General features: G+C 32.3%; 18 protein-coding genes, 1 tRNA gene and 1 pseudogene. 15 read left to right on the top strand and 5 right to left on the bottom strand.

Translation table 11 applies throughout. The features are described from left to right. Positions 1-20 precede the first annotated feature (20 nt). From QTL86_RS10450 to gltX, 5 genes are all read left to right on the top strand, one after another. Positions 21-974 (top strand): ABC transporter substrate-binding protein, encoded by a 954-nt coding sequence (locus tag QTL86_RS10450; RefSeq protein ID WP_410497147.1) that lies wholly within the window; start codon positions 21-23, stop codon positions 972-974. 34 nt (positions 975-1,008) lie between these two features. Continuing rightward, positions 1,009-1,698, top strand: a complete 690-nt coding sequence (locus QTL86_RS10445; protein ID WP_410497146.1) for an ABC transporter permease — start codon at positions 1,009-1,011, stop codon at positions 1,696-1,698. After that, positions 1,695-2,339, top strand: coding sequence for an ABC transporter ATP-binding protein (locus tag QTL86_RS10440; protein WP_410497145.1), 645 nt, complete (start codon positions 1,695-1,697; stop codon positions 2,337-2,339). Before QTL86_RS10445 ends, QTL86_RS10440 begins: the two co-directional genes overlap by 4 nt. A gap of 27 nt (positions 2,340-2,366) precedes the next feature. Beyond that, positions 2,367-3,548: a glycosyltransferase gene (locus QTL86_RS10435; protein ID WP_410497144.1), complete on the top strand. Its 1,182-nt coding sequence runs from the start codon at positions 2,367-2,369 to the stop codon at positions 3,546-3,548. A gap of 283 nt (positions 3,549-3,831) precedes the next feature. Continuing rightward, entirely contained in the window at positions 3,832-5,484 is a 1,653-nt protein-coding gene (gene gltX, locus QTL86_RS10430) for a glutamate--tRNA ligase (RefSeq protein ID WP_410497143.1), read from the top strand. A gap of 53 nt (positions 5,485-5,537) precedes the next feature. On the opposite strand, the gene QTL86_RS10425 is transcribed toward gltX, so the two are convergent. After that, positions 5,538-6,035 carry an amidase domain-containing protein gene (locus tag QTL86_RS10425; protein ID WP_410497142.1) on the bottom strand — a complete coding sequence of 166 codons (498 nt, stop codon included), beginning with the start codon at positions 6,033-6,035 and terminating at the stop codon, positions 5,538-5,540. Between the two features lie 139 nt (positions 6,036-6,174). Between QTL86_RS10425 and QTL86_RS10420 the strand changes: the two genes are divergently transcribed. From QTL86_RS10420 to QTL86_RS10400, 5 genes are all read left to right on the top strand, one after another. Next, positions 6,175-6,247: transfer RNA gene (locus QTL86_RS10420), tRNA-Thr, on the top strand. A gap of 114 nt (positions 6,248-6,361) precedes the next feature. Beyond that, a complete protein-coding gene (locus tag QTL86_RS10415) occupies positions 6,362-6,547 on the top strand; it encodes a hypothetical protein (protein ID WP_410497141.1) in 186 nt (61 codons plus the stop codon). A gap of 438 nt (positions 6,548-6,985) precedes the next feature. Beyond that, positions 6,986-7,141 carry a hypothetical protein gene (locus QTL86_RS10410; protein ID WP_410497140.1) on the top strand — a complete coding sequence of 52 codons (156 nt, stop codon included), beginning with the start codon at positions 6,986-6,988 and terminating at the stop codon, positions 7,139-7,141. A 14-nt stretch (positions 7,142-7,155) separates the two neighbouring features. Further along, positions 7,156-7,518, top strand: a complete 363-nt coding sequence (locus tag QTL86_RS10405; RefSeq protein ID WP_410497139.1) for a hypothetical protein — start codon at positions 7,156-7,158, stop codon at positions 7,516-7,518. A gap of 283 nt (positions 7,519-7,801) precedes the next feature. Further along, positions 7,802-7,939, top strand: a complete 138-nt coding sequence (locus tag QTL86_RS10400) for a hypothetical protein (protein WP_190283560.1) — start codon at positions 7,802-7,804, stop codon at positions 7,937-7,939. A 54-nt stretch (positions 7,940-7,993) separates the two neighbouring features. Here QTL86_RS10400 and QTL86_RS10395 read toward each other — a convergent pair whose 3' ends face one another. Further along, positions 7,994-8,467, bottom strand: coding sequence for a hypothetical protein (locus tag QTL86_RS10395; RefSeq protein ID WP_127066121.1), 474 nt, complete (start codon positions 8,465-8,467; stop codon positions 7,994-7,996). Positions 8,468-8,707: 240 nt separating this feature from the next. On the opposite strand from QTL86_RS10395, the pseudogene QTL86_RS10390 reads away from it, so the two are divergent. From QTL86_RS10390 to QTL86_RS10370, 5 genes and pseudogenes are all read left to right on the top strand, one after another. Then, a pseudogene (locus tag QTL86_RS10390) lies at positions 8,708-9,115 on the top strand (IS3 family transposase); the annotation flags it as partial. A 346-nt stretch (positions 9,116-9,461) separates the two neighbouring features. Further along, positions 9,462-10,172, top strand: coding sequence for a CPBP family intramembrane glutamic endopeptidase (locus QTL86_RS10385; RefSeq protein ID WP_410497138.1), 711 nt, complete (start codon positions 9,462-9,464; stop codon positions 10,170-10,172). Between the two features lie 297 nt (positions 10,173-10,469). Beyond that, a complete protein-coding gene (locus QTL86_RS10380) occupies positions 10,470-10,844 on the top strand; it encodes a hypothetical protein (protein ID WP_013656450.1) in 375 nt (124 codons plus the stop codon). A gap of 96 nt (positions 10,845-10,940) precedes the next feature. Next, complete coding sequence (locus QTL86_RS10375; RefSeq protein ID WP_410497136.1) at positions 10,941-11,390, top strand: GNAT family N-acetyltransferase; 450 nt, start codon at positions 10,941-10,943, stop codon at positions 11,388-11,390. Between the two features lie 81 nt (positions 11,391-11,471). Continuing rightward, positions 11,472-12,068, top strand: a complete 597-nt coding sequence (locus QTL86_RS10370) for an HAD family hydrolase (protein ID WP_410497135.1) — start codon at positions 11,472-11,474, stop codon at positions 12,066-12,068. Positions 12,069-12,309: 241 nt separating this feature from the next. Here QTL86_RS10370 and QTL86_RS10365 read toward each other — a convergent pair whose 3' ends face one another. The 3 genes from QTL86_RS10365 to QTL86_RS10355 all read right to left on the bottom strand — a co-directional run bounded on the left by QTL86_RS10365 (position 12,310) and on the right by QTL86_RS10355 (position 14,316). Then, positions 12,310-12,672: a hypothetical protein gene (locus QTL86_RS10365; protein ID WP_127066126.1), complete on the bottom strand. Its 363-nt coding sequence runs from the start codon at positions 12,670-12,672 to the stop codon at positions 12,310-12,312. 31 nt (positions 12,673-12,703) lie between these two features. Then, a complete protein-coding gene (locus QTL86_RS10360; RefSeq protein ID WP_127066127.1) occupies positions 12,704-13,201 on the bottom strand; it encodes a TetR/AcrR family transcriptional regulator in 498 nt (165 codons plus the stop codon). A 218-nt stretch (positions 13,202-13,419) separates the two neighbouring features. Next, positions 13,420-14,316: an NAD(P)/FAD-dependent oxidoreductase gene (locus tag QTL86_RS10355; RefSeq protein ID WP_410497134.1), complete on the bottom strand. Its 897-nt coding sequence runs from the start codon at positions 14,314-14,316 to the stop codon at positions 13,420-13,422. Positions 14,317-14,714 lie beyond the last annotated feature (398 nt).

The following is a 14,714-nucleotide window of genomic DNA, read 5'->3' as shown; positions in this document are numbered from 1 at the left end:
AAGGGGGATTCAGATTGAAAATGAAAAAGATAATCAGCAGTTTAATCGTAGGTGTTATGACTTTGGCCTTAGGCGTTGGCTGTAATCAGTCTGCAGAGCAAACAAAAGTACTTAAGGTAGCAGCCTTAAATGGACCAACAGGTATGGGGATGGTACAACTTATAGAGGATAAGGAACAATATGAAGTAACACTTTATCAAAGTCCAGATGAAATTGTAGGAAAAGTTGTAAGTGGAGAAGTAGATTTAGCTTGTGTCCCTTCTAATATGGGAGCAGTACTTTATAATAAAACGCAAAAAGCAGTGAGTTTAGTAGGCATTAATACACAAGGTGTACTGTACATAGTAGAAAACGGCAATAGTATTAATAATTTAGAAGATTTAAAAGGGAAAACGATTATAGCTAGTGGAAAAGGTGGCACACCTGAATATGTCCTTACACAGCTACTTAAGTCAGCGGGTTTAGATCCAGAGCAGGATGTGACTATTGACTATTTAACGAATCATACAGATGTTGTTACAAAGCTAGTAGCAGAAGAAGGAACAATTGCACTTTTACCAGAGCCTCATGTAACGATTGCTACAACTAAACAAGCTTCGTTGCAGGTAGCAGTAGATTTGAATGAAGCATGGCAAGAGAAAGAAGGAAGCACTTTACCAATGGGTGTTATCTTAGCACAAAATACGTTGGTGAAAGAAGATGAAGAAGCATTATCAAGCTTTTTAAAGGACTATGAGGCTTCTGTTAACTTCGTTAACGAAAAAAGTGAAGAAGCAGCTGCGCTTATGGAAAAGTACGGTATTATTGCTAAGAAAGAAATAGCAATTAAAGCTATTCCGAATTGCCATATTGTTTTAGAGCAAGGAGAAACCGCAAAGATACATCTAGAGACATTTTATAAAGTGTTAGAAGCGCTTAATCCAAAGGCTATAGGAGGAACTTTACCAGATGAAGCCTTCTATTATAATAAATAAGCTAAAAAAAACATTGATTTATAGCATTTGGTTAATGCTTTGGCAAATAGCTTATTTATGTATTGATAAAGAGGTATTGATTCCTTCACCAATGCATACTTTTACCAAGCTATTAGAAATGTTAACTACAACCGTGTTTTATTTACAAATAGCGGGTACTTTTTATAGAGTATTTATGGGGGTTGGTAGTTCACTTATTTTAGGAATAGTAAGTGCCTATCTGGCTTATAAAAGTTTGTTTTTTAGAACTTTTATTAAACCCATGGTAAACTTTATGAAGTCTACACCTGTAATGGCTATTATTATCTTAGCATTGCTTTGGTTTAAGTCAGAAGAGGTACCTATTTTTGTATGCTTTTTAATGTGTTATCCTTTGGTTTATACCAATATTTTAAATGGGCTTTTAGAATTAAGTCAGGAGCTTAAGGAACTGAGTAAGGTTTATGAAGTAAAAGCTTTTTATTATATAAAAGAATGTGTTTTACCTCAGCTAAGACCTTATTTAAGGACGGCCATGCAACTGGTAGTAGGTATGGCTTTTAAGGTAGTGATTGCAGCAGAAGTTTTAGCAATTCCTAAATATGCAATGGGATACGAGCTTTTAGATGCCAAAATTTACTTAGAGACCACAGAAGTATTTGCATGGATTATTGTTATTATTTTACTTAGTCAGTTTTGTGAATACATAGTTGACCTTCTATTTAAAGAAAGGAGGAAAGTATGATTGAAATTATTGGACTTTGTAAAAGTTATAAGGAACAAAGTGTGTACAATCATCTTAATCTTTCTATTAAAGAAGCTCAAGTTACCAGCATACTAGGGCCATCTGGATGTGGCAAGACAACACTATTAAGAATATTAGCAGGGCTTGAACCATATGATAGTGGTGAGATAATAGGATTAGAAAACAAGCGAATAGCTTATATGTTTCAAGAAGACCGGCTGATGCCTTGGTTAAATGTATGGCAGAACATTGCATATGTTCTAAAAACAAAGTATAATAAGCAACAGATTGAAGAAAAGATAGAATGTTTATTAAAGATTTTACAATTAGAACCCTATAGAGATTATCCTATTGACAAGCTTAGCGGGGGGATGAGAAGGCGCATTGCTTTAGGAAGAGCCTTAGTTTATGAAAGTGAAATCCTTTTACTAGATGAACCTTTTAAAGGTTTAGATGAGGCATTAAAGGAAAAATTATATGAAGCTATTTTAAAAGAAGTAGAAATAGATAGGCGTACAGTTATTTGTGTAACACATGATGTTAACGAAGCTAGAAGCCTAGGTGATAGTATTCATCTATCTTCCTCGGAAGTAATAAATGAAATAAGCTTGAAAAATTCAATGAAATACTGGATATACTAAAAATAAAAAAAGAATAAAAAGTGAGGTATGACAGTAGTGGAAGTCATTAGTATTATCGTACCTATATATAATATAGAGAAGTATTTATCTAGAAGTATAGAGAGCCTTATTAATCAAACCTATCCCCATCTAGAGATTATATTAGTTAATGATGGGTCAAAAGACAATAGTTTAGCCATTTGTGAGGCATATGCTAAAAAAGATAGGCGTATTGTTGTGATTGATAAAGTTAATGAAGGTGTATCTATTGCTAGAAATACAGGATTAGAAGCAGCTACAGGTACTTATGTTGGTTTTATTGATCCAGATGATTGGGTAGAACCTACAATGTACGAAAAGCTATACAAGCAGATTAAAAAGTGGGATAGTCCTGTATGCCTATGTAATTATTTCAAAGATACTAAAAAGAAAAGTTCACCTAAAGTATTTTCTTTTAAGGATGAAGTATTAGAAGATAAAGTCATTATTGAAAAATTGGTAAATAATATGGTGGGTATGCCAGATTTAATGCCTACTTATGTTTGTGTGATGGGGTGTGTATGGCGTGGTTTATTTAAAAAGGAATTTTTAGATACCAACCAATTAAGGTTTGCACCAGGTGTTAGTATTATGGAAGATTTAGTATTTATGGTACAAACACTTTTAAAATGTCAGAGTGTAGCTATTGAACAAGGTGTTTACTATCACTATGTACAAAATCCAAGTTCTACACTTCATACCTATAATAAAAAGTTGTGGGAAGACCAGATAAAGGTTTATGAGCTATTAGAAAAAAGCTTTATCGAATCACATCTTGAAGAAGAAATGCGTAATCGTCTAGATTTTAGATACATTGGTATGGTATTATCTGCTATTAAAAACGAAACCTATATGAAAAAAGATAAAGATAGTGATTTAAAAGATACGGTAGCTCATATTAAGCAAATCTGCCAAGATGAGAAGCTTAAATTTGTATTAGAACGTGTAAAGCCTATTCAAGTATCAGAGAAGAAACCAGCAGCTAAAGAAGGTGGTAAACGATTAAGAGCTATTTATAGTGATAGAGTCGCTATGCCTAAGAAGCCAAAAGAAAAGAAAAAAGGAACTTATATCACTAAAAAGACGTCTCAGGCAAAAAAGCTTGAAAAGCAAGCTAAGCTATCAGAAGCAAAAAGAAAACCTAGAGCCAAAAAGTCACTTAGTAAAGCAAAGCATTATGAAGTTGAATAATGAAGAGAAAAGCTAAAAACTCTTATTCTAAAATAAGAGTTTATTATTTTAAAAAGAAAAATGCGTTATTCTAGTGCTAGGACAGAATACTAGGAATGCTTTACAAGGTTCCTAGAGATAGGTATAATTGAAGAAAGAATAAATAACGAAAGCAAGGGAAAGTGGGTATAAGTCCACTTTCTTGTCATGTTAAAATAGGTGATGAACACTTATAATCCAATGAGCTTCATCCAATGAAAAGACTCCTTGCAATATAAAAATGACAAAAAGGTAAGGTGAAATCATGAGTTTACAACAATTAGCTGAATTAATTTTCCCTGATGTAACTAAAACACCAGAAGATTATTTAAAAGCTTATCCAAAAAGAATACTTAAAGAAGGTGCAAAGGTAACACGTTATGCACCGAGTCCAACAGGATTTCAGCACATTGGTGGTGTATTTGCTGCCCTTGTTAGTGAAAGAATTGCAGTGCAAAGTGGCGGGGTTTTCTATTTAAGAGTAGAAGATACAGATCAAAAAAGGGAAGTAGAAGGGGCTATAGAAGATACTATTGCAACGATGCATAACTTCGGTATGGATTTTGATGAAGGAATGACTGGTGAAACAACTTCAAAAGGGAACTATGGTCCTTATCGCCAAAGTGAAAGAGCAGAGATTTATAAAACTTTTGCAAAAGACTTAATCATAAAAGGCTTAGCTTATCCATGTTTTATGACTTCGGAAGAGTTAGAAGCTATGCGTGACAAACAAGTGGCTGCTAAATTAACCCCAGGTTGCTATGGTGAATATGCAATCTATAGAGACTTATCACCAGAAGCAGCTATGGAAAAAATCAAAGCTGGTGAGCAGTATATTATTCGTCTTAAATCACCTGGTAATGCAGAAAACCGTGTGAACTTTGTAGACCTTATTAAAGGGGAAACCTCTTTTCCAGAAAATATACAAGATATCGTTATTATTAAAGCAGATGGTCTTCCAACCTATCACTTTGCTCATGCGATTGATGATCATTTAATGGGAACAACGAGCGTTATTCGTGGAGAAGAATGGTTATCATCACTTCCAATTCACGTTCAATTATTTGACGTACTTGGATTTGAAAGACCAGAGTATGCACATATTCCAAATGTTATGAAATTAGATGGTGATTCTAAACGTAAACTTTCAAAACGTAAAGATCCAGAAAGTGCTGTAAGCTATTATAAAGAAGAAGGTTATCCAAAAGCTTCAGTAGTAGAATATTTATTAAATATTATTAACTCTGCCTTTGAAGAATGGAGAATGGAAAATCCAACGGCTGATTATCATGACTATCCAGTAGCTCTTGATAAAATGAGTAAAAGTGGAGCACTTTTCGACCTTGTTAAATTAAATGATGTGAGCAAAGATGTGATTTCTAAGATGCCAGCTGAAGAAGTGTATAGCCTCTATACAGAGTGGGCAAAAGAATATGACAAGGCAATGTACGACTTAGTGACAAAACATGAAGCCATGTCAAAAGAAATCTTTAACATCGATAAAGAAGGACCAAAACCACGTAAAGACTTTGGTAAATGGTCAGAAGTTAAAGAAAAGATTTGTTACTTCTACGATGAGCTATTTAATGCTGAAACTGAAGTAGAATTACCAAAAAATATGACTTTAGAAACAGCTAAAGAAATCATATCTTCTTATAAAGAAGTTTATAACTTTAATACAGACCAAGAGACTTGGTTCAATGAATTAAAAGAACACGCTATTAGTCTTGGTTATACAGCAGATCGTAAAGCTTTCAAAAAAGATCCAACAGCCTTCAAAGGAATGGTATCAGATGTAGCAGGTGCTGTAAGAAGTGCTATTAGCCATAGAACAAATACACCAGATTTATATACTATTATGCAAATCATTGGAGAAGAAGCTGTAAGAGCGAGATTTGAGGCTTTTTTAAACAACTAATAAAACAATAATAAAATGCCTACTCATATTATAAAGTATGGGTAGGCATTTTATTAGGCTCTAACGCCTTCAATATGGATGAAGCGTATCTTAGTGAACTCATAAGAAGAAAGAGGTCTATTAATAGCATCATAACTATGAGTAGCAATTAAAATTTGGTCATAGGTAGGATCAGGGGCTGTTTCTAATACTAATAAGGAATGGTGGTAGCCATTAATATCATTACCAAATTGAATAACATCACCAGGAACAATTTCATTTAGCGTAACATCCCTACCAAAAGGGCCAGATCCTTTATTAGTGGTTAAGAATTTATGTAGGAAATTTACGCCAGTCCAAGAAGCTGAACGATCATTAGCATTTCTGTAATACCATCCTGTAATAGGGGTATAGTTCATAATATGACTTCCTGCGTATAGACATTGAGAAATAAAATTAGTGCAATCTCCTCCTAGCTGGGTAAAGTCTAAATACATAGGATTACGAAGTAAGCTCCATCTTTTAGCATAAGCAATAGCAACAGTAGCATTATAGGGTAGGACTTTATCCATTTGTTCACATCCTTTCTTATTACTAGGTATATGAGATAAGAAGAGAAAATATAATAATGTAAATGATTTTATATTACATAAAATAAGCTATAAAATATTGATTATTTGTCTGAAATATGATAAAGTAAACAAGTGTCAAGCTGGCATAACTCAGTTGGTAGAGTAACTCATTCGTAATGAGTAAGTCGGGGGTTCGAGTCCCCCTTCCAGCTTTATCAAGGCTTCTAAGGTGATTGATGAAAGTAAAATTGAAGCTTATACGTAAGAATATACGTAACAGAAAGCTTAATACATAAAAATAACGAGCATACGTAAGTTAGATACGTATGCTCGTTATTTTATTTAGTGACTCTATAACATCTTTTTTGTTTGTTTTTGATGATGGCCCAAGTTACGAATATGTAGAAACAGAAATGGAAATCGAACAAGAAGAGGGAAGAAGCTGGAGCAGTTTTAAATATGCCAAGCTATTCATGGAGTGCAAGAGCAAGATGAAGAATAAGAAGATCTAAATGTAGAAGTTAGCCTATCAAGATGGAATAAAAACGAAGAGAATGTATGGTCAATATCATTTAGCAGGCAACTTGATTTAACATCATTAAGACATATGGATGACTTCACAATTTATTTAATGAAGCTTGCACAAAATGGAACGCAAAGTGATTGTAGATACATGGAGTGAAAGTGATGAAGTTACACCAAGTAAAGAACTAGAAGCTGATTGGAATTAAAACAAAGTGTTTTTGATATATGCTAGATGCTCATAAGAGTGTCAACTTTATATCGCTGGACAGAAGAAAAGCACTAGTTGTAGGACCAGTGCTTAACATATGGGAGTTACGAAAATTTTTATGTACTGTTGTATATTTAATATACCACAAAGGAAAATGAAAATCAATATCAAAATTTAAATTATAAAAAGTATTTTTTGTTGATAAGGAGGAAGATGAATGACAGATAGTGAACAAAGATATGTTGATACACTTAAAATAGAAAATCAAAGACTTAAGGATGAGATAGCTGCAAAGGTACACGAAAAGAACCAAGAGAGGGACATAAATAGAAGGCTTAAGAATGTGATTAAAACCATAGCAGATATGCTATAGGGGAGGAAAACAAAGTGAAAACAGTATTAATTAGTGTTCATGAGAAGTACTGGCACATGATCAAGAACCGAGAAAAGACACTAGAAATCAGAAAAACTAAGCCAGCAGGTATTGAATATCCTTTTAAAGTACTTTGCTATGTAACAGGTGGCAAAGGTATACAAGGAGAGTTTATTTGTAAAGGTACATTAGTAACTAATGTTTTTCAGCAGCTATGCAATAGAAGTTATCTGAGTCTATATGAGTTATTTGCATATGCAAATGGCAAGGACTTGGTTGCATGGGATGTAAGTAGCGTTAAGTCTTATGATATACCAATACAGATTGAAGAAGTAAGTATTAACAGGGCACCACAAAGCTGGTGCTATATAAAATAACTTTTTTAATCAGTAATAGTAGAAGAATTAAAAAACCACTGTTGTTCATAAATAGCGGTTGAAGAAATATGACAAGAATTCATTTGTGTCTTCTTTTTTGTTCGGAGTGGTTTCTTTTCATACGATAAGAAGTTACTAAGAAGATTATATCAGGAAGCAAGGAGCATACTGTAGCCATAATCACAGAGGGCCCAAAAACTAATACTGGTGGACTGTTTAATCATACAACTTAGGCAATAATTTTTATGATTCAAATCCTATGTGGTATGTAGGTGGTGATAATATGCTAAGTGAAAAATGTTTAGAATGTAAACATTGTGAAATCATAACAGATGGATGTAACGGTAAATTAGGAGAAACAATTTTTGGGTGCAATATATGCGAAGAAGATGAAAAAGATTGCAGCTTTGAAAGTAAATAAAATCTGATTTTGAATAAATAAAAAACATATCGGCATAATGCCGATATGTAAAAATTAGAAGTATGAAAAATCTTTCTCTACTAAATTACTAACATATAGGATAGCTCGAAATAAATTATATTGTTCTTTAGCATCTAAAGATGTTAGTAATCTTTTTAGAGTACCGCTAATATAAGTTAAATCATCAGTAGCATCCCTCAGTATTCTTAATTTAGTTTTTTGTTCTGGTGTGACTTTTGATTGGTCTACGGCTTTTATTTTATCACTTATAGCATTTAACTGAGAAATATATATATCTAAATAGCCTGGATCAGGTTTACTAGTAGTAGTGCTTATATTACTAATAAAATAGTTCTCTATTATATTTAACATTTGCTTGTGAATATTATTAAGCGAGCCATATGATTCCTCTATTACTGTATTTGTATCAACAGTAGTAATGTTTTGTGCAAAAAAATGTGATGAATGAAAAGTGAAACATATTAAACATATAAGAATTAAATAACGCTTAAAGTGATGTTTAGTCATTTTATACCTCGATATAAGTAATAATTACCTAGATATTATAAGTAATATTTTAATTTTTATTCTATAAACAAATTCGACCTTTGAATCGGTTACAATAAACTGGACAGTTATTTTAGGGTTATGTGCAATCAACTTATATTAAAGAGGAGATGAGCATGACCAATTCTAACCCAACCAGACCACGACGTACATTTACAACTGAGTTTAAAGCACAAATCGTAGCACGCTATCATAATGGCAAAAGAAAATGTGATAAAAAATAACCTTCACAAATACTCTGTATCAGCAATGTGTAAAGTCCTACAGCTATCTAGAAGTACCTATTATTATGAAGCAAAACAAAAAGGAAATGAAAATATTCTTGAGGCGCCTATAATGAAGATTTTTAAAGATAGTCGTTCTAATTATGGTGCACGCAAAATTAAGATTGAACTAGAAAAAGAAGGCTATCAAGTATCTGGACGAAAAATTAGTCGTATCATGAGAGCTAGTGGACTTATCTCAAAATACACTATTGCACAGTTTAAACCTCATGTTGATAAATGTAATGAATCTAAAGTTTCTAATCTAGTGAAACGTGAATTTAAAAATCAAAGCCACTTAATCATAGTGGTTAGTGATTTGACTTATGTCTGCGTTGATATGAGCTAGCACTATATTTGTATACTTACACCATATCAATACAAACTGAATAGCCTTAAAAAGGTTGTCTAGTTAAATGTTGACAATCCAATACAATTTTTAATCACCAAAACATTATTTTGATATTTAAAATATCATTTTATATAAAAGAATAACTTTTTATAGGACTAGGTGAAAGAATTAGTCTTATTTTTGTTGCACAAAATGACAAAATACAATACATTTAAAGTGGTACACTATGTAATACCTGCATATACTTAAGCAAGCAATATGGATAGATATTTTTGTAAGTTTATAAATTAGTATTTAATACTAAGATTAATTATATCTTGAGAAGGTGGTTGTATAGTTTATGAATAAAAGTAAAATTATATTTTTTTGCGCGGTATCTGAAATTTTAATCATTATATTTATTTCCATTGCGAATATGTTTGAGGGAGTAGTGTTCGGTATCTTCTATAATGTGTTATATGGTCTTGTGATAAGTACAATACTACCAATATTCCTTCTTCTTACAGACAAAGAGGACTTTTCTTCTGTCGGCATAAAGAAAATAGGTGCCCGTCAGAGTGTTGTTTTAGTTGCTTTTGTTGTTTTTTCAATTGGCGGGCAGTTAATTCCAAAAATAATAGCTAGAGAATACATAGCGTGGACTAGGCTTCCACTTGCTATTGCACCTCTTATCATGACAACGTTTTTTGAAGAGTTCTTGTTCAGGGGATTTGTTCAAACCAGAGTAGAAAAGGATTTTGGAGCTATCATTGCTATTCTTATTTCTGCAGTTATGTTTTCTGTCTATCATTTAGGCTATCCAGGTTTTAGAACTGTCGGAGATATATTGCTATTGTTTGCCGTTGGCCTTGGTTTTGCAATTGCCTATAAGCTTTCTGACAACAGCTTGATTGTTTCTTATTTTGTAAATCTACCAAATGCATTTGTTACATATGTGTTTAAATCGGAACAGTTCCCGAAGTTTACTGTTGAAAGTAATATTTATGCTATGCTCACGATAGTAGCTGTTTTCATTATACTTATTGTGTCAAAAGAAAGAATGAAAAGATAGTTTTAGTTAACTGATGGCCTAGTGGCTATCAAGCACACATTTTGGTGAGTCGCCAATAAAAACAGTGGAAATGTTTTCAAGCAAATCACAAGAAACAACAAAACTGCTTAACTATAACTATCCTATGAGGGTAGAACAGTATGCTTTTAAACAAGTTAATAGATTAATACACAGTTAAATTTTGTTTTATCGTAATAAATAGTTATTTAAACCAGCAATTAAAAGAATATTTTTGTATAATAGATAAAAATGATATTTTATAAATTAGTTAAAGTATAAATATTAAGGAGGATAAGAATGATACAAATTTTAGGAGCGATATTATTTGGAATTGTAGCGATATTGACCATGCTAATAGGTCTTGGATTGCCTTTGGGGGAGTTTTCAATGGGAGGAAAATATAAGGTGATTCCATCAAAATTAAGAATACTTTGTTGGATTTCTTTAGTAATTCAATTGTTCGCAATTATAGTGATCTTGCAAGCTGGGAATATAGTACCTCTCTGGTTCTCTATTAAAACAACAAAATACATAGTATTATTTTTTGCTATCTATCTATCGCTAAATACCATCATGAATTTACTATCAACAAGTAAGAAAGAAAAATATTGTGCTACCCCATTATCTGTGATAGCTGCCATTTGTTTTTGGATTACGGGATTAAATATGTAAAATGAATAATAGGGTTGGTTTTAAGTGTTTAACGCAACAAATCAAATAGATATTTTATAGAATTATGACTTTCAATTTAAAAGGAGAAGACTTTTGATGATAGAGATAAGGCGAGCCTCTGTAACATCTAAAGAAGCAGTACAGTTGATTGAGGAGTTGTCATCTATACTGGAGAATATTACAGGAAGTAGTGGAAATGCAAGTTTTCAGGCTGATGCATTAAAAGCAGCTCGTACAATTTTTGTTATTGCTTATAGTGTTGGCGAGCCTGTAGGCTGCGGAGCACTACAAAACTATTCAAACGATATCGCCGAGATAAAACGTGTTTATTCCAAAATAAAAGGAGTAGGGATTGGAACACAAATTTTGTGGACTCTAGAAGAGTATGCGTATAGCTATGGATATAGGAAAATCGTATTGGAAACACGAAAAATTAATACTACAGCTGTTCGTTTTTATCAGAAAAATGGATATCGGATTTGCCCTAATTACGGAAAATATGCGCATCATGAAGAAGCAGTATGCTTTTATAAAAGTATTGTTTAAATTTCGATTACATAAATTTAAAAGAGCAATAGACTCATATATTTGAATTTATTTACTTGATAGAGCTTAGGGGGATTATATATGAAAGCAGTAATATTAGATATGTATGGTGTAATTTTAAAAGACTCAGGAGACGGATTCTATTCATTTGTAAATCGCACATTCCCTGATTTAACTCCAGCTGATATATATCCGATTTGGGATAAAGCAGATGTAGGAGAAATATCTTCTTTAGAAGTTTTTAAAAGATTAGGCTTTAAAGGTAATTTATGCAAAATTGAAAAAGAATATTTAGATACAGTAGAAATTGATGAATCATTTTTCGAATTTGCATCAAGCATAAAGAAATATTATGAATTAGCTTTGATATCAAATGATTCAAGTGAATGGAGCAGATATTTCCGTGATAAATATAAAATTAATGATTATTTTGATGTCATAACAGTAAGCGGAGACATAAAAATCAAAAAGCCTGATAAACAAATATTTAAGCATACACTTGAAAAACTGGGGTGTTTAGCGTCTGATTGTACCTATATAGATGACAGAAGATATAACTTAGCCGCAGCACAAGCGCTTGGTATGGATACCATATTATTTAATAGTAGAAATGTTGAATATGATGGGAAAGCTGTTACGAATTTCAAAGAACTTGCAAATAGGCTAATAGTTAAGTGAAACTGACAAATTATAATTTATCAAAATAAATATTCCTGTTTTGCTGTATATTAAATGGAATTATGAGTTGAGGAAAAATAAGTGTATGACTTGGTTCTATTAAATAGAATTTCAAATTTAGAGACAAGTGCTAGTGTCTAGCTTGTTGATAGTAGTTATATGTATTATTTTTACATTAACTGTGGAATAAGTAAAGTTTGAGAAAACGCTTCTAATTGTACAGTTTTCTTTGTTTCCATCATTATTCTCCCTTGTTTGTAAAATGAATGCCGCATATAGGGCAGCTGGTATCTGAGGCTTGAATCTTTCGATTTCCACAGGATTGACATTCAAAAATATCATTTCCTAGTTTCAGTTTTTTGTTTTTTTGACTGTCATAATAGAGATTCAGTTTTCTATCTTGTCTTAATTCGATTGTCAAAAGTAGAATAAGAAATAGCAAAGTAAGTAGGCCTATAAGAAGTGATATTTTGCCGATATATTTATAAACGACATGCCTACAGATAGGGGATAAAATATAGGTGATCATAGGGATGAGTAGGAGAAAAACCATGCCAATCGCAAGGATTTTACCACCATATCCAATTGAATTAATTTTTTTCATAGCGGCATTGCTAGCCTCCCTACAATTTGATTTATAATTGTACTTGGCAAAATAGTTCATAGGCATGAATGAGCATGCTTTTCTTTTCTTCCCAAGACTGATTGAGTGCATGAAATGTAGACATCATAATCATACCATTGGCATAGATAATCATATCCATATTAAAGTTTATTTGACGAGAAGTAGCAAAAGAGTGAATAAGTCCATTTGTGCCAGAAGAAAAGAGTAGGGCAAATAATTGTTTTTCTAAATTGGCAAACTGGACATAGCCAATAATAAAGCCAAGTTCCTCAGGTAATGTAGGATCTTTATGTTCGATAATAAAATTCAGCATTATAGAAATAGATTTTTCTATAATTGCTGTTTTTAGCCCATCCATATCTGTAAAGGCTTGATAGATAGGCTGAGTTGAACAATCAAGCTGCTTAGCAAGTGTTCGTGCAGAAATACTATCAAATCCAAATTCTTTTGTGATGGCAAATGCCTTTTCTAAAATTATTTCTTTGGTTATTTGCTTTTTAGGCGGCATGACACAATCTCCATTTAATAATAACTATGTTATATAACAGTGTTATTTTATCCTTATCTATAATTTTTGTCAACAATAGTATACTGAACATTTGGAAAGATTACATTTAGTAATTTTATTTAATAAAAGAGCTACATAGCTAGGAAGTTTACACTAGCTATGTAGCTCTTGAGGTATTTACCTATTATACAATAGTTTCTTATATATAATGTGAGATATTAAATTGAAGCATTTATGCCGGCGATAGCACCGTCAGCGACTGCTGTTGCTATTTGGCGTACTTGCTTTGCACAAATATCTCCTGCTGCATAAACACCAGAAATACTTGTTTCCATCTTTTCATTCACACAAATATATCCATTTATTAAAGTAAGACCTTCATATAAGTGCGTATTTGGAGCTGAACCGACATAAACAAAAATGCCACAACCAGAATCCTCAATTATTTGGACACTCTGAGTTGCTTCATTTGTAATCTCTAATCTTTCTACTTGTTCTTTGCCATATACTGCAGTTAGCCTTGAGTTTGTAAGAACTTCTACATTATTTAGCTGTGTAATTTGGTCAAGGAACTCTGGTATGGCGCCAAGTTTATCTTCGAAGTGAATGATAGTAAGTTTATTTGCTAGTTTGGCGAGATAAATGGCTTCTTTGATAGCACCATCTGCACCACCAATTACATATATATTTTTCTCCCTATAGTTTTCACTATCTCTAATAGCATTGAGGCCTATTCCTTTGCCGGTTAAAAATTCTTCACCTGGGATACCTAGTTTTCTAGGTGTACATCCATTGGCCAAAATGACTTTTTTTGCTTTGTAGGTCATTTGATGAGTAGTAACTGTTTTGATGTCATCTGATAAAGAAACACCGATTACATTTTCGTAAATAATCTTTACACCAGAAGCAAGAGCCTGTTCTTTCAATCTATTTGAAAAGGTAGGACCTGTTTCACTTGCAATAATACCCGAATAATGTGTTACAGTTGAAACCTTACTAATAGTTCCGCCTATTTCTTCCTTTTCTATTAACAGTACATTTTTACCTCGACTAGTAGCATAAATGGCCGAACTTATTCCAGCAGGACCAGCTCCTATAACGATAATATCATACATAATAAGCCTCCTAATTTAATTGTGAAATAGTCAAAGTTTATGAGTAATATTCGCTGTTTTTATACATCATATACTAGATTATATATAATGTAAAATAATAAAAAACTATATGCTTATAAAATAAATTTATAGTTGAGGAGATAAAATGATTTTTTCTAGGCTATTGGTTATAGGTGGACGTTCCCACTACGGAAATGAAGGAACAGATATTTTATCAAGTGGTATTGCTGTATTGGGAAGCTGTATTGGGAATTAAAACAAGAATAATAATACTTATTTGAAATATAATGTAAATTGAAAAAATATCCCATAAATGATATAATAAAATAGAAATAAAAGTAAAAGAACAATAGCTGAAGGAGTGGTGAAAATGACAAGTATAAGCAATGTAGAAACAA

It is taken from the genome of Cellulosilyticum sp. ST5 (assembly GCF_046529625.1).
In the GTDB taxonomy this organism is placed as follows: Bacteria; Bacillota; Clostridia; order Lachnospirales; family Cellulosilyticaceae; genus Cellulosilyticum; species Cellulosilyticum lentocellum.
Note: the sequence above shows the minus strand (reverse complement) of the source record. Positions and strands in the feature narration are given on the sequence as shown.

Excerpts from the sequence above, each read along its gene's own strand:
- QTL86_RS10450 (WP_410497147.1), top strand. The coding sequence starts at position 21 with ATGAAAAAGATAATCAGCAGTTTAATCGTAGGTGTTATGACTTTGGCC.
- QTL86_RS10445 (WP_410497146.1), top strand. The coding sequence starts at position 1,009 with ATGCTTTGGCAAATAGCTTATTTATGTATTGATAAAGAGGTATTGATT.
- QTL86_RS10440 (WP_410497145.1), top strand. The coding sequence starts at position 1,695 with ATGATTGAAATTATTGGACTTTGTAAAAGTTATAAGGAACAAAGTGTG.
- QTL86_RS10435 (WP_410497144.1), top strand. The coding sequence starts at position 2,367 with ATGACAGTAGTGGAAGTCATTAGTATTATCGTACCTATATATAATATA.
- gltX (WP_410497143.1), top strand. The coding sequence starts at position 3,832 with ATGAGTTTACAACAATTAGCTGAATTAATTTTCCCTGATGTAACTAAA.
- QTL86_RS10425 (WP_410497142.1), bottom strand. The coding sequence starts at position 6,035 with ATGGATAAAGTCCTACCCTATAATGCTACTGTTGCTATTGCTTATGCT.
- QTL86_RS10415 (WP_410497141.1), top strand. The coding sequence starts at position 6,362 with ATGCTCGTTATTTTATTTAGTGACTCTATAACATCTTTTTTGTTTGTT.
- QTL86_RS10410 (WP_410497140.1), top strand. The coding sequence starts at position 6,986 with ATGACAGATAGTGAACAAAGATATGTTGATACACTTAAAATAGAAAAT.
- QTL86_RS10400 (WP_190283560.1), top strand. The coding sequence starts at position 7,802 with ATGCTAAGTGAAAAATGTTTAGAATGTAAACATTGTGAAATCATAACA.
- QTL86_RS10395 (WP_127066121.1), bottom strand. The coding sequence starts at position 8,467 with ATGACTAAACATCACTTTAAGCGTTATTTAATTCTTATATGTTTAATA.
- QTL86_RS10385 (WP_410497138.1), top strand. The coding sequence starts at position 9,462 with ATGAATAAAAGTAAAATTATATTTTTTTGCGCGGTATCTGAAATTTTA.
- QTL86_RS10380 (WP_013656450.1), top strand. The coding sequence starts at position 10,470 with ATGATACAAATTTTAGGAGCGATATTATTTGGAATTGTAGCGATATTG.
- QTL86_RS10375 (WP_410497136.1), top strand. The coding sequence starts at position 10,941 with ATGATAGAGATAAGGCGAGCCTCTGTAACATCTAAAGAAGCAGTACAG.
- QTL86_RS10370 (WP_410497135.1), top strand. The coding sequence starts at position 11,472 with ATGAAAGCAGTAATATTAGATATGTATGGTGTAATTTTAAAAGACTCA.
- QTL86_RS10365 (WP_127066126.1), bottom strand. The coding sequence starts at position 12,672 with ATGAAAAAAATTAATTCAATTGGATATGGTGGTAAAATCCTTGCGATT.
- QTL86_RS10360 (WP_127066127.1), bottom strand. The coding sequence starts at position 13,201 with ATGCCGCCTAAAAAGCAAATAACCAAAGAAATAATTTTAGAAAAGGCA.
- QTL86_RS10355 (WP_410497134.1), bottom strand. The coding sequence starts at position 14,316 with ATGTATGATATTATCGTTATAGGAGCTGGTCCTGCTGGAATAAGTTCG.